This is a genomic window from Acinetobacter sp. P1332 (assembly GCF_044057475.1).
Lineage (GTDB): Bacteria > Pseudomonadota > Gammaproteobacteria > Pseudomonadales > Moraxellaceae > Acinetobacter > Acinetobacter johnsonii.
In genome coordinates, this window is sequence record NZ_CP171157.1 from 2,003,456 (window position 1) to 2,017,526 (window position 14,071).

Annotated in this window: 18 protein-coding genes; 15 read left to right on the plus strand and 3 right to left on the minus strand. The window is 41.9% G+C overall.

Features of this window, described 5'->3' with window-relative positions; translation table 11 throughout:
• Positions 1–234: 234 nt before the first annotated feature.
• The 3 genes from ACFN7Z_RS09770 to ACFN7Z_RS09780 form a co-directional block, all read right to left on the minus strand.
• Positions 235–1,242, minus strand: coding sequence for a phage portal protein (locus ACFN7Z_RS09770; RefSeq protein ID WP_010326516.1), 1,008 nt, complete (start codon positions 1,240–1,242; stop codon positions 235–237).
• Complete coding sequence (locus tag ACFN7Z_RS09775; protein ID WP_058952066.1) at positions 1,242–3,026, minus strand: terminase large subunit domain-containing protein; 1,785 nt, start codon at positions 3,024–3,026, stop codon at positions 1,242–1,244. The genes ACFN7Z_RS09770 and ACFN7Z_RS09775 overlap by 1 nt, the downstream gene beginning before the upstream one ends.
• A 209-nt stretch (positions 3,027–3,235) precedes the next feature.
• Positions 3,236–3,415, minus strand: a complete 180-nt coding sequence (locus ACFN7Z_RS09780) for a hypothetical protein (RefSeq protein WP_029574996.1) — start codon at positions 3,413–3,415, stop codon at positions 3,236–3,238.
• A 220-nt stretch (positions 3,416–3,635) separates the two neighbouring features.
• On the opposite strand from ACFN7Z_RS09780, the gene ACFN7Z_RS09785 reads away from it, so the two are divergent.
• The 15 genes from ACFN7Z_RS09785 to ACFN7Z_RS09855 all read left to right on the plus strand — a co-directional run bounded on the left by ACFN7Z_RS09785 (position 3,636) and on the right by ACFN7Z_RS09855 (position 14,033).
• Positions 3,636–4,457, plus strand: coding sequence for a GPO family capsid scaffolding protein (locus ACFN7Z_RS09785; RefSeq protein WP_010326514.1), 822 nt, complete (start codon positions 3,636–3,638; stop codon positions 4,455–4,457).
• A 17-nt stretch (positions 4,458–4,474) separates the two neighbouring features.
• Positions 4,475–5,485 (plus strand): phage major capsid protein, P2 family, encoded by a 1,011-nt coding sequence (locus ACFN7Z_RS09790; protein ID WP_010326513.1) that lies wholly within the window; start codon positions 4,475–4,477, stop codon positions 5,483–5,485.
• A 7-nt stretch (positions 5,486–5,492) separates the two neighbouring features.
• Entirely contained in the window at positions 5,493–6,176 is a 684-nt protein-coding gene (gene gpM / locus ACFN7Z_RS09795; protein ID WP_010326512.1) for a phage terminase small subunit, read from the plus strand.
• A 95-nt stretch (positions 6,177–6,271) separates the two neighbouring features.
• On the plus strand, positions 6,272–6,724 hold the full coding sequence (locus ACFN7Z_RS09800; RefSeq protein WP_010326511.1) for a head completion/stabilization protein: 453 nt from the start codon (positions 6,272–6,274) through the stop codon (positions 6,722–6,724).
• On the plus strand, positions 6,721–6,930 hold the full coding sequence (locus ACFN7Z_RS09805; protein WP_010326510.1) for a tail protein X: 210 nt from the start codon (positions 6,721–6,723) through the stop codon (positions 6,928–6,930). Before ACFN7Z_RS09800 ends, ACFN7Z_RS09805 begins: the two co-directional genes overlap by 4 nt.
• Before the next feature lie 2 nt (positions 6,931–6,932).
• A complete protein-coding gene (locus ACFN7Z_RS09810) occupies positions 6,933–7,292 on the plus strand; it encodes a putative holin (RefSeq protein WP_010326509.1) in 360 nt (119 codons plus the stop codon).
• Entirely contained in the window at positions 7,289–7,561 is a 273-nt protein-coding gene (locus ACFN7Z_RS09815) for a phage holin family protein (protein WP_010326508.1), read from the plus strand. Before ACFN7Z_RS09810 ends, ACFN7Z_RS09815 begins: the two co-directional genes overlap by 4 nt.
• Positions 7,558–8,412, plus strand: coding sequence for an N-acetylmuramidase family protein (locus tag ACFN7Z_RS09820; protein WP_010326507.1), 855 nt, complete (start codon positions 7,558–7,560; stop codon positions 8,410–8,412). The genes ACFN7Z_RS09815 and ACFN7Z_RS09820 overlap by 4 nt, the downstream gene beginning before the upstream one ends.
• Positions 8,409–8,936: a phage tail protein gene (locus tag ACFN7Z_RS09825; protein ID WP_010326506.1), complete on the plus strand. Its 528-nt coding sequence runs from the start codon at positions 8,409–8,411 to the stop codon at positions 8,934–8,936. The genes ACFN7Z_RS09820 and ACFN7Z_RS09825 overlap by 4 nt, the downstream gene beginning before the upstream one ends.
• 10 nt (positions 8,937–8,946) lie before the next feature.
• A complete protein-coding gene (locus tag ACFN7Z_RS09830) occupies positions 8,947–9,387 on the plus strand; it encodes a phage virion morphogenesis protein (RefSeq protein ID WP_010326505.1) in 441 nt (146 codons plus the stop codon).
• Positions 9,388–9,481: 94 nt separating this feature from the next.
• The gene (locus ACFN7Z_RS09835; RefSeq protein WP_010326504.1) at positions 9,482–10,111 is read left to right on the plus strand and encodes a phage baseplate assembly protein V; all 630 of its coding nucleotides are present in this window, start codon (positions 9,482–9,484) and stop codon (positions 10,109–10,111) included.
• A complete protein-coding gene (locus ACFN7Z_RS09840; protein WP_010326503.1) occupies positions 10,108–10,452 on the plus strand; it encodes a GPW/gp25 family protein in 345 nt (114 codons plus the stop codon). The genes ACFN7Z_RS09835 and ACFN7Z_RS09840 overlap by 4 nt, the downstream gene beginning before the upstream one ends.
• On the plus strand, positions 10,449–11,360 hold the full coding sequence (locus tag ACFN7Z_RS09845; RefSeq protein WP_010326502.1) for a baseplate J/gp47 family protein: 912 nt from the start codon (positions 10,449–10,451) through the stop codon (positions 11,358–11,360). Before ACFN7Z_RS09840 ends, ACFN7Z_RS09845 begins: the two co-directional genes overlap by 4 nt.
• The gene (locus tag ACFN7Z_RS09850) at positions 11,357–11,962 is read left to right on the plus strand and encodes a phage tail protein I (protein WP_010326501.1); all 606 of its coding nucleotides are present in this window, start codon (positions 11,357–11,359) and stop codon (positions 11,960–11,962) included. The genes ACFN7Z_RS09845 and ACFN7Z_RS09850 overlap by 4 nt, the downstream gene beginning before the upstream one ends.
• Positions 11,955–14,033, plus strand: coding sequence for a hypothetical protein (locus tag ACFN7Z_RS09855; protein ID WP_159151768.1), 2,079 nt, complete (start codon positions 11,955–11,957; stop codon positions 14,031–14,033). The genes ACFN7Z_RS09850 and ACFN7Z_RS09855 overlap by 8 nt, the downstream gene beginning before the upstream one ends.
• Positions 14,034–14,071: the final 38 nt, after the last annotated feature.

The following is a 14,071-nucleotide window of genomic DNA, read 5'->3' on the forward strand; positions in this document are numbered from 1 at the left end:
TTAATAAATGATGGGCATATAAGATACTATGCTTGGAAGTTCTTAAGAACTTCCAAGCATAGTATCTAAGTAGCATTTTTTGTTCAATTGTTTTTACAAAACTTATACTATTTCTTATCTATCTAAAAAAAGAAAAACTCCATGAACTACATGGCGATTATCTAAATAATCGCCATGTAGTTCATGGATTATACCAGAGTATCTAAGTACCCACAATTGCCGAAATGACATTTCTTATTTTTTTACACCTAATTTAGAAAATTGTATCACATTTAAACCCAACCACTCATTAATCGGGTTTGCAATTCTTTGCATGAGAGGTTCTATCTCCGCATTCCAATGAACTTCTTGCGCTTCCGTAATAGAGCCAAAACCACCCGTATTATTGGGAATAATGCCTAGTAACTGAGGTGGTGTACGCATAGCCGCCAATATGTCATCCCGAGTAATAGACTTAATATGTGCAAACTCATCCTTCGCTGCCACTTCCGACACGGGTATTAACTTAATACCATCGGGCTTACCACTGGGTGAGTACAAAAACAGATTTCTAAAGTTCCCTGGTCCTTTACTGTCTTTAAGTGCCTGACGTAAATTATTTACATCGTCTTCATTCTGCTGCGGATCGGTCAGGTACAAAATAAACCCAGCATGAGAACCATTGTTATAGTACTTACGACGGAACAAAGTCGCAGACTCATTTAACCAAGCAGACTGCAAAGCTGCCAAATATTCAGGTGTGCCATACACTTCCTGATTTATATCGCACTCACGTACCTGAAAAACTGAATCACGCTCAAAATGGTGGTACTTCCAGTTTTCTGTAATCATTAAAAATTCTTTCGGGTCTTGTTTACGTCGCATGTATTTGGCCAAAGGCGTAGTCACCTGCACCACTTGGTTTGAACGACTCTTTACTGCTTCCACATAGCCCATACCAAACACCAAAAAGTCCATGACCAACTGCTCAAAGGCTTTGGAAGACATCAACTTATTCGGCTTAAATGCAGAAACCAACTGATTGCGCTTATAAATAATAGCGGTCGACAAATAAGGTGTAGAACGGAAAGACTTTGCCAAGCCCTCAAGACTCACTGGCGGCTCATAGTAAGTCCCATTCCAATACACCTGAAACATACTCATGTAATCATGCGTATTCATGACAGGTTCAGGGTCACCAAAGGTAAAGGCTTGAATCGCATTGTTTTGCGCCACAGCAGGCAAGTTTTGAGTTTCAGACATTAGAATATTTCCATTGCAGCAGTATTGTGGACGTTACGCCCTTCCAGTGGTTCATTTGCAAAGACATGCATGCACGCCCAAGCAAGGTCGGCATGCCCTACTTCTTCTGAACGTGTAGCTTCAAAAGTGAATTGGCGACCTGAGCCTGTCATGGTCTTTTTGATGGCCATAAAGCTTTGTGCGACATCGGTCCAGCCTGCATCAAACTCAAAACGACCTTGATGAACCACATCCATGGCTTTCAGTACCAACATTGTTTTAACCTCTACCGAATAGCTAAAAGTGGTTAGTGCTGGGAAGAACTGGCGTACCAATTGGGCAACCCCTGTCCCCATGCCTGTGGTGTCTAAACCAATGTAGGTCACACGGTAGTTTTCACAAACTTTTTTGATGTAAGCCGCCTGCGCCTGAAAGTCCATACCTTTAAATTGATGACGTTCCAGTAGGCGGAATTTTGAATAATTAATCGATGGTGGTGCAATCACCACTAAACCCGCTGTGTCACCCGATTCAGCAGGGTCATAACCGACCCATACTTCCTGATAACCAAATGGCCGAAGGGCTAAAGGTTTAAAGTCTCTGTCCCACAGTACCCATGAGTCCACCATGCACGGCTGCATAACTGAAAGTGGAAAGACCGAATGTCCATCATCCATGAACATACACATGAGCAAGTTGGCAAAACTTTCTGCCGAATACTCAAAGCGTAATTCATCAATATCGAATAGGTCACAACCGCCGCGTTCAGCATCTAAAATAGTGACAATCTGTCGCCAAATTTTGTCTTCACAGAGTCGACCATCTTTTAAGGCTTCATGGCTGACATCAATATTCAGTCGTTTATCTTTAGGTCTGCCCTTGTTAAAGATTTCCCCTGTCCAAAAGTTAAAAGCTTCGTGGCTTTTTGATGATGGCGTAGAGAAATAGGTTTTGCGCCAGCGTTTGTGCATAGCCATACCAGAGGCAACTTTCTGTAAGGTCTGAAAACCATGTACCCAAAAGTATTCATCGAAGTAAAAATTGCCGTGGAAGCCCTGAGCTGTTTTGGCATTGGTACCTAAAAATATTAGTTCTGAAGGTGGACCTTCTTCAAAGTTCAGGACGATTGGATCGCCCTGTAGATCAAGATCAATCGACTCAGCAGCAAAGGACTTAATATAGGATTTAAAAACGTGTGCCTGTGCTTTGGAAGCAGAAAGAAAAATCTGATTACCTCCGCCTGTGATCGCATCAACGAAAGCTTCTCGCCCAAAGTAATACGTCGCGCCAATTTGACGACTTTTTAAGATATTGCGTGAGCGCTGATTTTTGGCTTTGAACCAAGTACGTTGATAGTCAAATAATCCCTCATCAAAATCTGCCTGAACCTTTTCAATCATGGCCTGCGTAATCAAGTTTCGCTTAGGCATCTTTTTCGGTTTGGCATTACGGTTTTGAATTTTGGGATTGATGTCGGCTTCATTACCGCCATCACTGAGGTATTTTTCGCGTCGGCTATATTTGTCTTTTTGACGTTCTAATAGGTCGATTTCTTTGAAATCCCCTGGTGTTTTTTTCTCGAGCAAATACAAGGTACACAAACGGGCTTCGAGTGCCTGTGCAGCAATTCCTTCAGGTGCTTCTTTGTCCCATTCGTCACGGGCTTTCCATGAATGAACGGTTTTTTCATTTTCCTGTAGGTATTCCGCAATGCTGCTGATACGCCAACCCATCCAGTAAAGGAACTTTGCCTTTACTCGGTTATCAAATGTTAGCTCGAAGCGTTCGGTGTCAAATGTATTCATGCGCCAATTAAAGCAATGCACTTTGTACAAAGCTTGATTTAGCTTTTGTATGATCCCCTCTTACAAAGGGCTTTATTTAAGAACTTGGATAAGGTTAGAAAGTGCTAAAAGGATTGGTGCAGCTTGAGTAATCAAAATTCCAATTAAAACGTAGGATATGACAACATAAGTCCAAGTACGTAATTCCTTATTTTTAGATTGTTTTTCCATCATTGAGGTAGGCCTACATAAAATGAAATTATATTTAAAAGTGTTCTTGTCGCCATTAGAGCTATAGCAATTAATGCAAGATTCCAGAATATTTTCACAAAACTTTCTGGTTTTAAGTTCATAGCTTCCATTGTCGCTCCTAGAAACTTAACTAAAAATTTAGTATTGTTATCTCTCATATTTTTGATCCTTACTTGATCTAAGGGTTGGAAATAAAAAAGCCAAGAATTGCCGTTCTTGGCTTTTTGCTTTTGTGCCTATTATTCAGTTTTCCTACCTCAGATCATTCCTTGTGATTTGTAGCATCCCCTCTTACAAAGCAGATTTATTTACTAATGCCGTCGGACTTTCAATGATGCTCATTATTTGATGAGCAAATTTCTGAACGGTTAAAACACCATGACAAATAAATCAAAGTTCTTTCGTGTTGCAGTCGAAGGAGAAACCATTGATAAGCGCGTGATTGAACGCTCTTGGATTGAACAAGCTGCAAAAAACTACAACCAGTCTGTATATGGCGCGCGTATTTGGGTTGAGCACCTACGTGGTGTAATGCCCGATTCTTCCTTCCGTGCTTATGGCGATGTGCTTGCAGTCAAAGCCGAAGAAGTCGACATGAACGGTGAGAAGAAGCTGGCATTGTTTGCACAAATTGACGCAACTTCTGACTTGGTCGAAATGAACAAAAAGCGTCAGAAGATTTTCACCAGTATCGAAATTGACCCGAATTTCCAAGGTAAAGGCGAAGCCTATTTAGTAGGCCTAGCAGTGACTGATTCCCCTGCTTCTATCGGTACTGAAAAACTCAGCTTTTCCAGCATGGTTGCTAAGTTTGGTGAAAACTCTGAGAAGAATGCCTTTTCCATTGCTGCAGAAACTCAAATCGAGTTTGAAGACGACAGCAAAGGCTTATTTGCTGGAATGGTTCAGAAGTTCAGTGACCTATTCTCCCCGCAAATTGAACAACAAGGCGCAGAAGCCAAACTGAACTTTACCGAAGTCAAAAAAGTACTCGAGCAAATTGCAGAAACCTTTGGCAAGCAAAGTACGGCTTTCTCAAAAATGCAGCAGGAACTAAACGAGCTGAAAACCCAATATAGCGAACTTGAGCAAAAACACAGCACCCTTTCAGACTCATTCAATCATCAACCTGACCCAAATCATAACAAACGACCTGAAAGCACTGGGCATTCAGGCAGTAATGCTGCTGTCGTTTACTAATACGGAATTTCTTAATCATGCGTAACGATACACGAAAAAAGTTTAATCACTACATGGGCGAAGTTGCCCGCATTAACGAAGTCGACAGTGCAGCGGTTCAGTTCACTGTTGCACCAACACCGGCACAAAAGTTGGAAGAAAAAATTCAGCTATCAAGCGAGTTTTTAGGTCGTATCAATGTCATTGAAGTGGTTGAGGCAACTGGTCAAGCCATTGGTCTTTCTGTAAATAGCACCATTGCTGGTCGTACTGATACCACAGGTGATGCCAAACGTAATCCATCCGATCCGACAGGTCTAACGGCTAACACCTATGCCTGTCAAAAAACAGACTTCGACATTGCCTTACTCTATTCAAAAATCGATGCCTGGGCAAAGTTTGCCGACTTCCCTGAAAAATGGGCAGGTGCTTGTGCCAAAGCGATTGGCTTAGACCGCATTATGATTGGCTGGAACGGTACAAGCATCGCAACAACCACCAACCGCAACACCAATCCATTGCTGCAAGATGTAAACGAAGGCTGGCTATATAAAATTCGTACCCGCAGCCCTGAACGCAATATGACCGAGGTCGTACAAGGCTCAGGCAAAATTACTGTGGGCTCTACAGGTGACTATAAAAACTTGGATGCCTTAGTGAAGCAAGCTGTTGATAGCTTGATTGATGAAGTTCACCAGGATGCGACGGATCTAGTAGTGATCTGCGGTCGTTCTCTATTGAACGATAAGAACTTTGCCATTTTGAACCAAGATCAAGACAACCAAAACACGCTTGCAGGTCAGGTTTTGGTAGGTCAAAAGCAAATTGGTGGCTTACCTGCCGTTCGCGTTCCCTTCTTCCCAGATAACACGTTCCTGATCACCTCTCTCGACAATTTGTCAATTTACTACCAAGAAGGTGGCAAACGTCGCTTCATTCGTGAAGAACCTGAGAAAAACCGTGTTGCAGACTATCAATCGAGCAACGAAGACTACGTGATCGAAGCCTATGAAAAAGTGGCTTTGGTTGAAAACATCGAAGTTCTGTAGGTGACAAATGAATCACGCACGTAACCACTTTCTTCGCGTTTTGGCAGAGAAATCTGCCAAGGCGGATGCCTTTGGAGCAACCCGCCATGATGCATCGATCTATCAACTCCAGTTGGCGGAACTGAAAAATGATAAATCACTGCTTTCACATATCAAATCAGATGAAAGCCGTGCTGAAGCTAAAGGCAAACTGATTCCAAAATACCAACCTTATGTCGAAGGTATTTTGGCGGCCAATCAAAAGGTGGACGACGAAGTTGTCACCACCATCATGCTGTGGTGTTTTGATGCTGGCATGTTCCATGAAGGCTTAAAGATTGCTGTGTTTGCTTTAGAACACGGATTAGATATGCCTGACTCTTTTAGCCGGGACACTCCAAGTATTGTGGCTGAAGAAATTGCTAATGCTGCATTGACCAAGCTGAAAGCAAGCGAAGTATTTGATTTAAATACTTTGCTTGATGCTGAAAAACTTACTGAAGGTTTTGACTTACATGATCCTATTCGCGCCAAGTTGTACTGCGCAATTGGGAAAGTTTTTCTGTCTGAAGACAATTATGTACCTGCAATTGAGTACATGAAAAAAGCGATTGCCAAGAAAGACAACGTCGGCTGTAAACAAGACCTTGATCGTGCTGAAAAGCTCTTGGCCAAACAATTAGAAGAACAGCAAGCTGCTGCATCTTCTTAACCTGTGCCCCCCGCACCTGGTCGGCATGATGGGGATGACAAAACTTTTAAGTTGTTGTTCTGAACCATCATCCACCGACCACCTAGGATATGACTATGACTGGTTTTAGCTTTAATGCACCTACAACCATGCCAGATGAGTCGATTAGCAATGATGGGTTCTTTCCCAATCTTCAATTGAATCTGATCCGGGAATCTGTGCGTTTAGATGGCAGCATTTCCAACCCTCGTCTAAAAGATGCCGCGATTGCAGCCATGTTAGAAATCAATGAGCAACTACGCTCGCTCAAATTTAAAGCATCGGCACTAAGTGAGCTCGCAACTTCGACCATCGATGGAAAGCCCAATACTGAACTTCTGTATTTACGTGCAATTCATTCTGCGATCGCAGCGGACATTAATGAAAAATATCGAAGCTATGACAGCACAGGTGATGGCCAGAAACGGGCTGAAGAATTGTCACCGACCATTGATGAACATCGACGTAACTTGCGTTGGGCGATTCGTGACTTGCTTGGTACCAGTCGCTGTACCGTGGAATTGATATGAAAACAGTGAAGTCCGTTCAGGGGGACACGATTGATCTGATCTGCTGGCGCTATTACGGTCGAACCGCTGGTGTTACTGAGACAGTGTTGGAAAGCAACCCGGCTTTGGCTGAACAAGGTCCAATACTGGTGCTTGGCACTGAGGTTGTTTTGCCTGATATCCCCGCCCAACAGCAGATGACAAAAACAATTAATTTATGGGATTAAGCATGCCTGAACCTACCACGACAACCACAACGGCAACAGCTATCAGTTTAAGTGCCGTTTCCATCCTGCCTTTTATTAATGGTAATGCCCTACTCGGCGCTGTTTTAGGTGCAGCATTTATTGCCACCTATGAAAAAGATTTATCTGCTTGGCAGCGCTTACGCACGATGCTGCTTTCAACGGGTATTGGCTATTTGCTTGCATCTGAAATTACCAGCCGAACTTTTATCACCAGCGATGCGACAGCAGCGCTTATTGCATCCACATTTTCACTTTTCATTTTGATTAAAGCAGTTGATTGGGTGAAGACATCCAAACTGTCTGACATTTGGAAGACTTTTAGAGGTGGAGGTGCCTCATGATCGAATTCTTATTTCAATTTATCGCTGTTTTGGCCTATCTGATTTGCGGTATCCGCATTGCTTGTTATAGCCCTAAAGAAACCGCTTTCCATCGTGGTTACTCATGGCTGGCAACATTGCTTATTGCCTCTTTTCTTGGGCAGTCGGTTCACATTCTCTTCTTTAAAGATCCCGTCACCCTATGGGATGCCATCTTTGCACTGCTTCTTGCTGTCATCGTGCTTCGCAGCAGAGGAAATGTGGCCAAACTAATTTGGAGTCCATCATGAAGCTACTTAAATTTGGAGCTAAGGGTTCAGCCGTTTCTGAGCTACAGCAACTTCTGATTAAAAATGGCATGAAAGGTAAAAATAATAAACCTCTATCTATCGATGGCCACTTTGGTGAAAGTACTGAATATGCCGTGATTCAATTCCAGAAGAAGATGGACATTAAAGTGGATGGCATTGTCGGGAATACCACATTGAATGCCCTCAAAGGTCTGGACCTATCTAAACATCTAAAAGATGCGGACTTAACGATTGGTGCAAAACGGCTTGATGTCCCTGAAATTGTGATTCGTGCGATTGCCGAAGTTGAAACACAAGGCGAAGGGTATTTGCCTGATGGTCGACCGAAGATTCTGTTTGAACGTCACCGTATGTATTTCTACCTCAGCCAGAAACGTGGCAAAGCTTTTGCAGACAAAATGATGAGCCAATATCCCAATGTGATAAATACCCAAACAGGTGGGTACCACGGCAATGCTGCCGAATACACACGGTTAGCTTTAGCAAAGCAAATTGATGAAGACTCTGCTCTGATGTCGGCTTCATGGGGGCGCTTTCAATTGATGGGCGAAAACTGGAAAGACCTCGGTTATTCCTCTGTTCAGGAATTTGTAGAGCAGCATTATCAAAGTGAAAGCCTACAGTTTGAAGCCTTTCTCCGCTTTTGTGAATTTAAGTCGGGAACGGTCGCTGGGAAAAAATGGACTTTGCTAGAAGCATTACGCCAAGAGAATTGGGATGCAGTCTTTAGCTTATATAACGGTCGCAACTATAAAAAGCTGGGCTATGACAGCAAGTTCCTTCGAGTGATGAATCGCCTCGATCCAAACTACCAGAGAAAAACTGCATGAAAAAGCCGATTAGTCTGCGCGAACATTTGGTGAGTCATCTGAAGTTCCTCCAGGACAACCCAGATAAGCTCAGCATGCATATTGAAAGCGGTCGTTATCGTACTACGCTTGCAAATGGCTACGGCATGGAAAGTATTTCACCTGTGAAGTTTGTCATTCAAGACTTTACAGGTGATGCTGACCTGATTGCCTTCTTACTGTTTCAATGGATTCGCGTACACCAATCAGAGTTACTCGCCAATTTAGATAAAAACAAAGATGCTGTGAAGTTCGAGGCTGAATTTATTGATAACGATAAAGTCGATGTCATGTTTGAATTAGAACTGACAGAACGTGTGATTATTCAACTGCAAGAGCATGGTGGCTACAACTTTTCTTATCCCGAAGAACCTCAGTACCAACCCGCTTCACCTGCAACCGAATGCGAATTGCTAGATGATCAAGGCAACCTCTTAGCAACGTGGACCAGTGTTGAAACTTTAAATATAGTCGCACTCGAAATGCCTTTAGCGAAGAAACCATAAGGGTCAAGCCATGCGTGATAACTTAGACGATTTGGTCAAATACCTAACGCCGATGCTGAATAAACTCAGCGATGCTGAAATGACGAAGCTGAATAAAAAGGTTGGAGCAGATTTAAGAAAAAGCCAACAGCAACGTATTGCGGCACAAGTTGGCCCAGATGGCTCAAGCTTTGCTCCGAGACGTTTACGCGAAGGCAAAAGAATTCGTCGTAAAATGTTCACCAAACTCCGATCGCAGCGTTATTTTAGAAATTTTTCAAATGCCGAGATGGTAAGCGTTGGTTTTCTGAGTAATGTCGTTTTTGTAGCTCGTATCCACCAAGATGGTTTACGTGCCCGTGTCAGTAAAAATGGGCCATCCATTACCTATCCCAAACGTGAATTGTTGGGGTTTGCTCCAACTGATATTCAAATGATTGAAGACTCAGTCATGAGGCATTTAAAGCCCTAAATCTTAGAGCAAAATGAAGTCTCTCTATTTGTAATATCCCCTCTTACAAATTGCCATTAATGCAAGCTTTGAACCCTTAACGCAAAGTAGGCACATGAGTGCTGAAATCCATCGCCGCTTAGAAAATTTGATCCGTTTAGGACGAATTAAAAGCGTTACCCCTGCTAAACCTTTTCATACCGTCACAGTCGACCTCGGCGATATCGTGACCGATGAATTACGTCTATTTAATTTACGCGCAGGTGCAGACCTAAGTCATGACTTACCTAGCATCAATGAGGAATGTGTCGTCTTCAGCCCAACTGGTGAGCTTGCCCTCGGCATTGTTTTGGTTGGTTTAAACAATGAATCTTTTCCGACTCCATCATTGAACCCAAATATTAAATTAAGAGTCTATGAGGATGGGGCCATGATCAGCTATGACACTGCTAATCATTCATTACAAGCCATCCTCCCCAATGGAGGAACGGCCATTCTTACTGCATCTGGAGGTATCACGATCAATGGCGATACCTCCATTAACGGTAATTTACAGGTCAATGGCAGTACTGCCATGACTGGAAATAATACAGTAGGTGGCAGCCAATTGATCCAAGGTAGCAGTCACTCTACTGGCAACTTCAGTACAGAATCTGATGTGAATGCCGGAAGCATTAGTCTTAAAAACCACAAGCATAGTGGGGTTCAATCTGGTGGATCAGATACAGGAGTGTCAAAAGCATGATGTCACGTGAAACTGGTCAAAGCCTCGAGGTCATTCCTCACATTAAACAATCCATTCAAGACATTTTATTTACGCCCATTGGCAGCCGAGTGATGCGTCGTGAATACGGTTCTATGATTTTTAAATTGCTCGATCAACCCTTTAATGATGCTGTCCGCCTTCAAGTGATGGCCGCAAGTGCTACAGCCATTTTGACTTGGGAAGACCGAATCAAACTGATCAATGCTCATTTTTCTAAGGCAGAAAATAGCCGTTTCCAATTGGATCTAGAAATGCAAATTGTTGGTTCTTCAGACATCAATAAATTATCAATTCCATTAACAATGGGCGCTTCAACATGACTCAATCGACTAATGCAATTGATCTATCTCAACTACCTGAACCAACAGTTGTAGAGCAAATAAACTACGAAACAATTTTAGATGCTGGACTACAAGAATATTATCGTCGTATGGATGCCCTTGGTATTTCTTATACACGACTTCGTGAATCTGATCCTGCTTACAAACTAGCAGAAGTCTTTGCATTTCGAGAAATGATTGTACGTCAGCATGTCAATGATTCGGCTAAAGCCGTATTACTTGCATATTCTTCAGGAATAGACCTTGAACATAAAGCTGCTGAAAAAAATCTAAAACGCCAATTAATTACTGCTGAAACCTCAACAACAAAAGCTATATACGAAACTGATGCATCACTCCGTAAGCGTGTGCAACTTGCACCTGAAGGCCAAACTACTGCTGGTAGTGAAGGTTCATACATTTTCCATGGCCTCAACGCCGATGTACGGGTTAAAGACATTTATCCTTATGCGCCATTAGATGAAAACCAAAACCCAATGGGTATTTGTAATATCTATGTGCTTTCTACTGAAGGCAATGGTACTGCATCAGAAGACCTTTTAAATGTTGTGAATACAGCTTTGAATGCTAAATCAGTTCGCCCTTTGACAGATCGTCCTATTATTTATTCGGCATCTATTATCAATTACATCATTGAAGCAGAAATTTATATTGATGAAGGTCCAGATGAAACTATCGTTTTGAACAGTTGCTATAAAGCCACAGAAGAATATATCCAAAAAGTCCATTCATTTAATGATGGCGTTTCATTGTCTGGGATTTACCAAGCACTCCACCAAGCAGGTGTCAGCCGTGTCAATTTGATTTCACCTGCAAGCAATATCGATACTTCAATCGGCCAAGTTGCGTATTGCACCAGCATTAATATTTCAAAGGTGGACACATGAGTAAATTACTGCCCCCAAACTCCACTAAATTTGAAATGAATTTTGAAAGTGCATTTTCACGTGTTTCAAATATTGAAGTAAATATACGCAGCTTTAATGATCCACTGAATGCACCAGTTGAAGTTTTGCCATGGTTAGCATGGGAACGTTCAGTTGATGTATGGAATAAAGATTGGACCGAAATTCAAAAGCGGCAAGTCATACAAACCTCCCTGAAGAACCATAGTATTAAAGGTACGATTGGATCGTTAGATGGCGCGCTTAATTCATTGGGGTTTCCAATTGTCGTACAAGAATGGTTCAACATGGTGCCACAAGGTAAGCCTTATACATTCAATATTTTTATTAAGACTAGTCAAAATAATATCAGTAAGTTTGATTTTAAAGAGTTAACGAAAGTTGTCCGTACTTATAAAAATTTACGTTCTCACCTTACTGGAATATCACTCGTTCTTGAAAGTACTTCGAGTATTTACACAGCAGCGGCCGTTATTACTGGCCAAGAAATTGAGTTCGCTCAGGCCGCAGGTGGATTGTATTTAGATGGTACTTGGTTACTCGACGGCAGTTATAGATTAAATGGAGTCAATTTAAGTGAGTGAAATAATCAGTAAATCAGAGTGGTCCCCAATTCGTTTACTTGAAAAAAATGAATTAGCTTTGGGCGGCATTAATGGCAACATGAATGAACAAGCAAAAGCACTAGGAAATCGAACTCTTTTTTTGAAAGATCAAATAACAGAGATAAGCAACTATTTAGGCCAAGATTCCACTCAAGAAGCTTTTCATATCATTGAAAGTACCATCCCTCGTTTTTCCGCCGACTGCTGGACAATTGATGGGCCACGAAGTATGTCCTTCTGCCTTGTGGGTGAGGCTGAAGATGCTTTTGATGTCTATTTTACTTCACGACGTCAAAACGATTTCGCTGCAGCTATTTTCTTTAGTGAAGATCAAGCGATGCACCCATATTTGGCCTATGAAACAAAAGGTGATTTTAGAAACTGTACTTTATCTTTTTCTATCGATACTTCAGGTGATGTGCCTGCAATTGATAATGAACATCTCGGGTTAGTCATGACGATTATTGTTAATGACGATAGCGAAACAGGCCAATCACCTTACTATTTACGATTAGCAAATCTTGCTGATCCAGTAACTTTAACAGCAACCCATGCCGATATCACGATTGATTGGAACACTGTAGTCAGTGGTTATGAGCAGAACATTCCATTTCCGAAAGAAGACATTCACCGTATCTTTATTGGATGTTTAACCCATGGATTTAATGCTGAGTTAAGTGATCCTTTGGAGCGACCACAACAAGGTGAATTGCATGTTAGCAAGATTCGATGTACTGGAAGCAATAGCACGTATAAGCGTAAATCTTTAAGTATTCCACAACATACTTTAGGCATGTGTACTGGCTATGACGATAGCTACAATGTGAACCCAGCTCGCTTGATAAAAAACTGCTATGACTTAGGTTATCGAGGTTTTATTAATCACTATTGTGGAATGTCTCATTTTTATGATTCCCGTTGGGATATAGAACAACAGCGGTTTATCGTCAGACGCGGTCCGGGTGACGACCAATTCGACTCTTACTTGAACCGAGAAGCAACAATTTGGCATACCCATTTTGCCCGTGCAGCACATAAACATTTCATGAAAATGATTTTTTCTATTTCATACGAGATTTATAGTGAAGCAGCAGAGCTTAGTTGGACGCAGCGGGATTGGGATAACAATTATGCATATACAGGTTATGAACCCCCTAGTTATTTGCTGAGTCCCTGTATTCCTGAAGCAATGAATTGGCTACAACAAGTCTTTATCGAGTTTGCAGGCATTTTAAATAATGAAGGTCATACTCCTTACATGCAAGTAGGTGAGCCGTGGTGGTGGATTAATCCCAATGATAAACCGTGTATTTATGACTATCCAACAAAGGTTGAATTTAATAACGAAACAGGTTTGTATGCACCAGAAATTGCCGATCGGATGAGTGATGTTTCAGGGGCGACAGAACAAGAATATTTGCTTTTCTTGCAAGAGGAGCTGGGCAACTCCGTGCGTCGCATACGCGCAGTAGTCAGGGATTATTATCCTAAGGCTCAGGTCTCCACACTTTTCTTTTTACCAAGCATCTTAGGTGAAGGTAGTGGCATTGCTTCAATCATGAATTATCCAATTGAACATTATCGTTATCCGAATTTGGATTTCATTCAAACTGAAACATACGATTGGTTGATCGTCGGAGAGTTTAATAAAGCGCTTCGGGGATTTACCTCAGCAATTGATGAATTGGGATATCCAGCGGACTTAGTACATTACTTAGCAGGATTTGTTCCTGATAATTTCTTAGGAAAGCTAGTAAACCCTGAATATGACTTAATCAATGATGGCCCTAAGGTTTGGCAAGCCATTATGGGTAGTGCCTATCTTGGTAAAGAGTACAACGTCGCAAAGCAATATATCTGGGCATATAACCAAATCATGCGAGATGGCTTAGTTGTACTGCCAGAAGACACGCTTAAACGGTTTTGGCTTGCAGATAAAGCTTATATGAGTCAAACAAGACAAAGTGAAATTACAGGTACTCCTATTCCTGGATTACCAGTCAATCCAACTCGCCCTCCGAAACCCGAAACACCAAATTATCCTGCATGACCTGAACATTGTGGAATTATAAGATTGGAGAATTTTTA

Excerpts from the sequence above, each read along its gene's own strand:
- ACFN7Z_RS09770 (WP_010326516.1), bottom strand. The coding sequence starts at position 1,242 with ATGTCTGAAACTCAAAACTTGCCTGCTGTGGCGCAAAACAATGCGATT.
- ACFN7Z_RS09775 (WP_058952066.1), bottom strand. The coding sequence starts at position 3,026 with ATGAATACATTTGACACCGAACGCTTCGAGCTAACATTTGATAACCGA.
- ACFN7Z_RS09780 (WP_029574996.1), bottom strand. The coding sequence starts at position 3,415 with ATGAGAGATAACAATACTAAATTTTTAGTTAAGTTTCTAGGAGCGACA.
- ACFN7Z_RS09785 (WP_010326514.1), top strand. The coding sequence starts at position 3,636 with ATGACAAATAAATCAAAGTTCTTTCGTGTTGCAGTCGAAGGAGAAACC.
- ACFN7Z_RS09790 (WP_010326513.1), top strand. The coding sequence starts at position 4,475 with ATGCGTAACGATACACGAAAAAAGTTTAATCACTACATGGGCGAAGTT.
- gpM (WP_010326512.1), top strand. The coding sequence starts at position 5,493 with ATGAATCACGCACGTAACCACTTTCTTCGCGTTTTGGCAGAGAAATCT.
- ACFN7Z_RS09800 (WP_010326511.1), top strand. The coding sequence starts at position 6,272 with ATGACTGGTTTTAGCTTTAATGCACCTACAACCATGCCAGATGAGTCG.
- ACFN7Z_RS09805 (WP_010326510.1), top strand. The coding sequence starts at position 6,721 with ATGAAAACAGTGAAGTCCGTTCAGGGGGACACGATTGATCTGATCTGC.
- ACFN7Z_RS09810 (WP_010326509.1), top strand. The coding sequence starts at position 6,933 with ATGCCTGAACCTACCACGACAACCACAACGGCAACAGCTATCAGTTTA.
- ACFN7Z_RS09815 (WP_010326508.1), top strand. The coding sequence starts at position 7,289 with ATGATCGAATTCTTATTTCAATTTATCGCTGTTTTGGCCTATCTGATT.
- ACFN7Z_RS09820 (WP_010326507.1), top strand. The coding sequence starts at position 7,558 with ATGAAGCTACTTAAATTTGGAGCTAAGGGTTCAGCCGTTTCTGAGCTA.
- ACFN7Z_RS09825 (WP_010326506.1), top strand. The coding sequence starts at position 8,409 with ATGAAAAAGCCGATTAGTCTGCGCGAACATTTGGTGAGTCATCTGAAG.
- ACFN7Z_RS09830 (WP_010326505.1), top strand. The coding sequence starts at position 8,947 with ATGCGTGATAACTTAGACGATTTGGTCAAATACCTAACGCCGATGCTG.
- ACFN7Z_RS09835 (WP_010326504.1), top strand. The coding sequence starts at position 9,482 with ATGAGTGCTGAAATCCATCGCCGCTTAGAAAATTTGATCCGTTTAGGA.
- ACFN7Z_RS09840 (WP_010326503.1), top strand. The coding sequence starts at position 10,108 with ATGATGTCACGTGAAACTGGTCAAAGCCTCGAGGTCATTCCTCACATT.
- ACFN7Z_RS09845 (WP_010326502.1), top strand. The coding sequence starts at position 10,449 with ATGACTCAATCGACTAATGCAATTGATCTATCTCAACTACCTGAACCA.
- ACFN7Z_RS09850 (WP_010326501.1), top strand. The coding sequence starts at position 11,357 with ATGAGTAAATTACTGCCCCCAAACTCCACTAAATTTGAAATGAATTTT.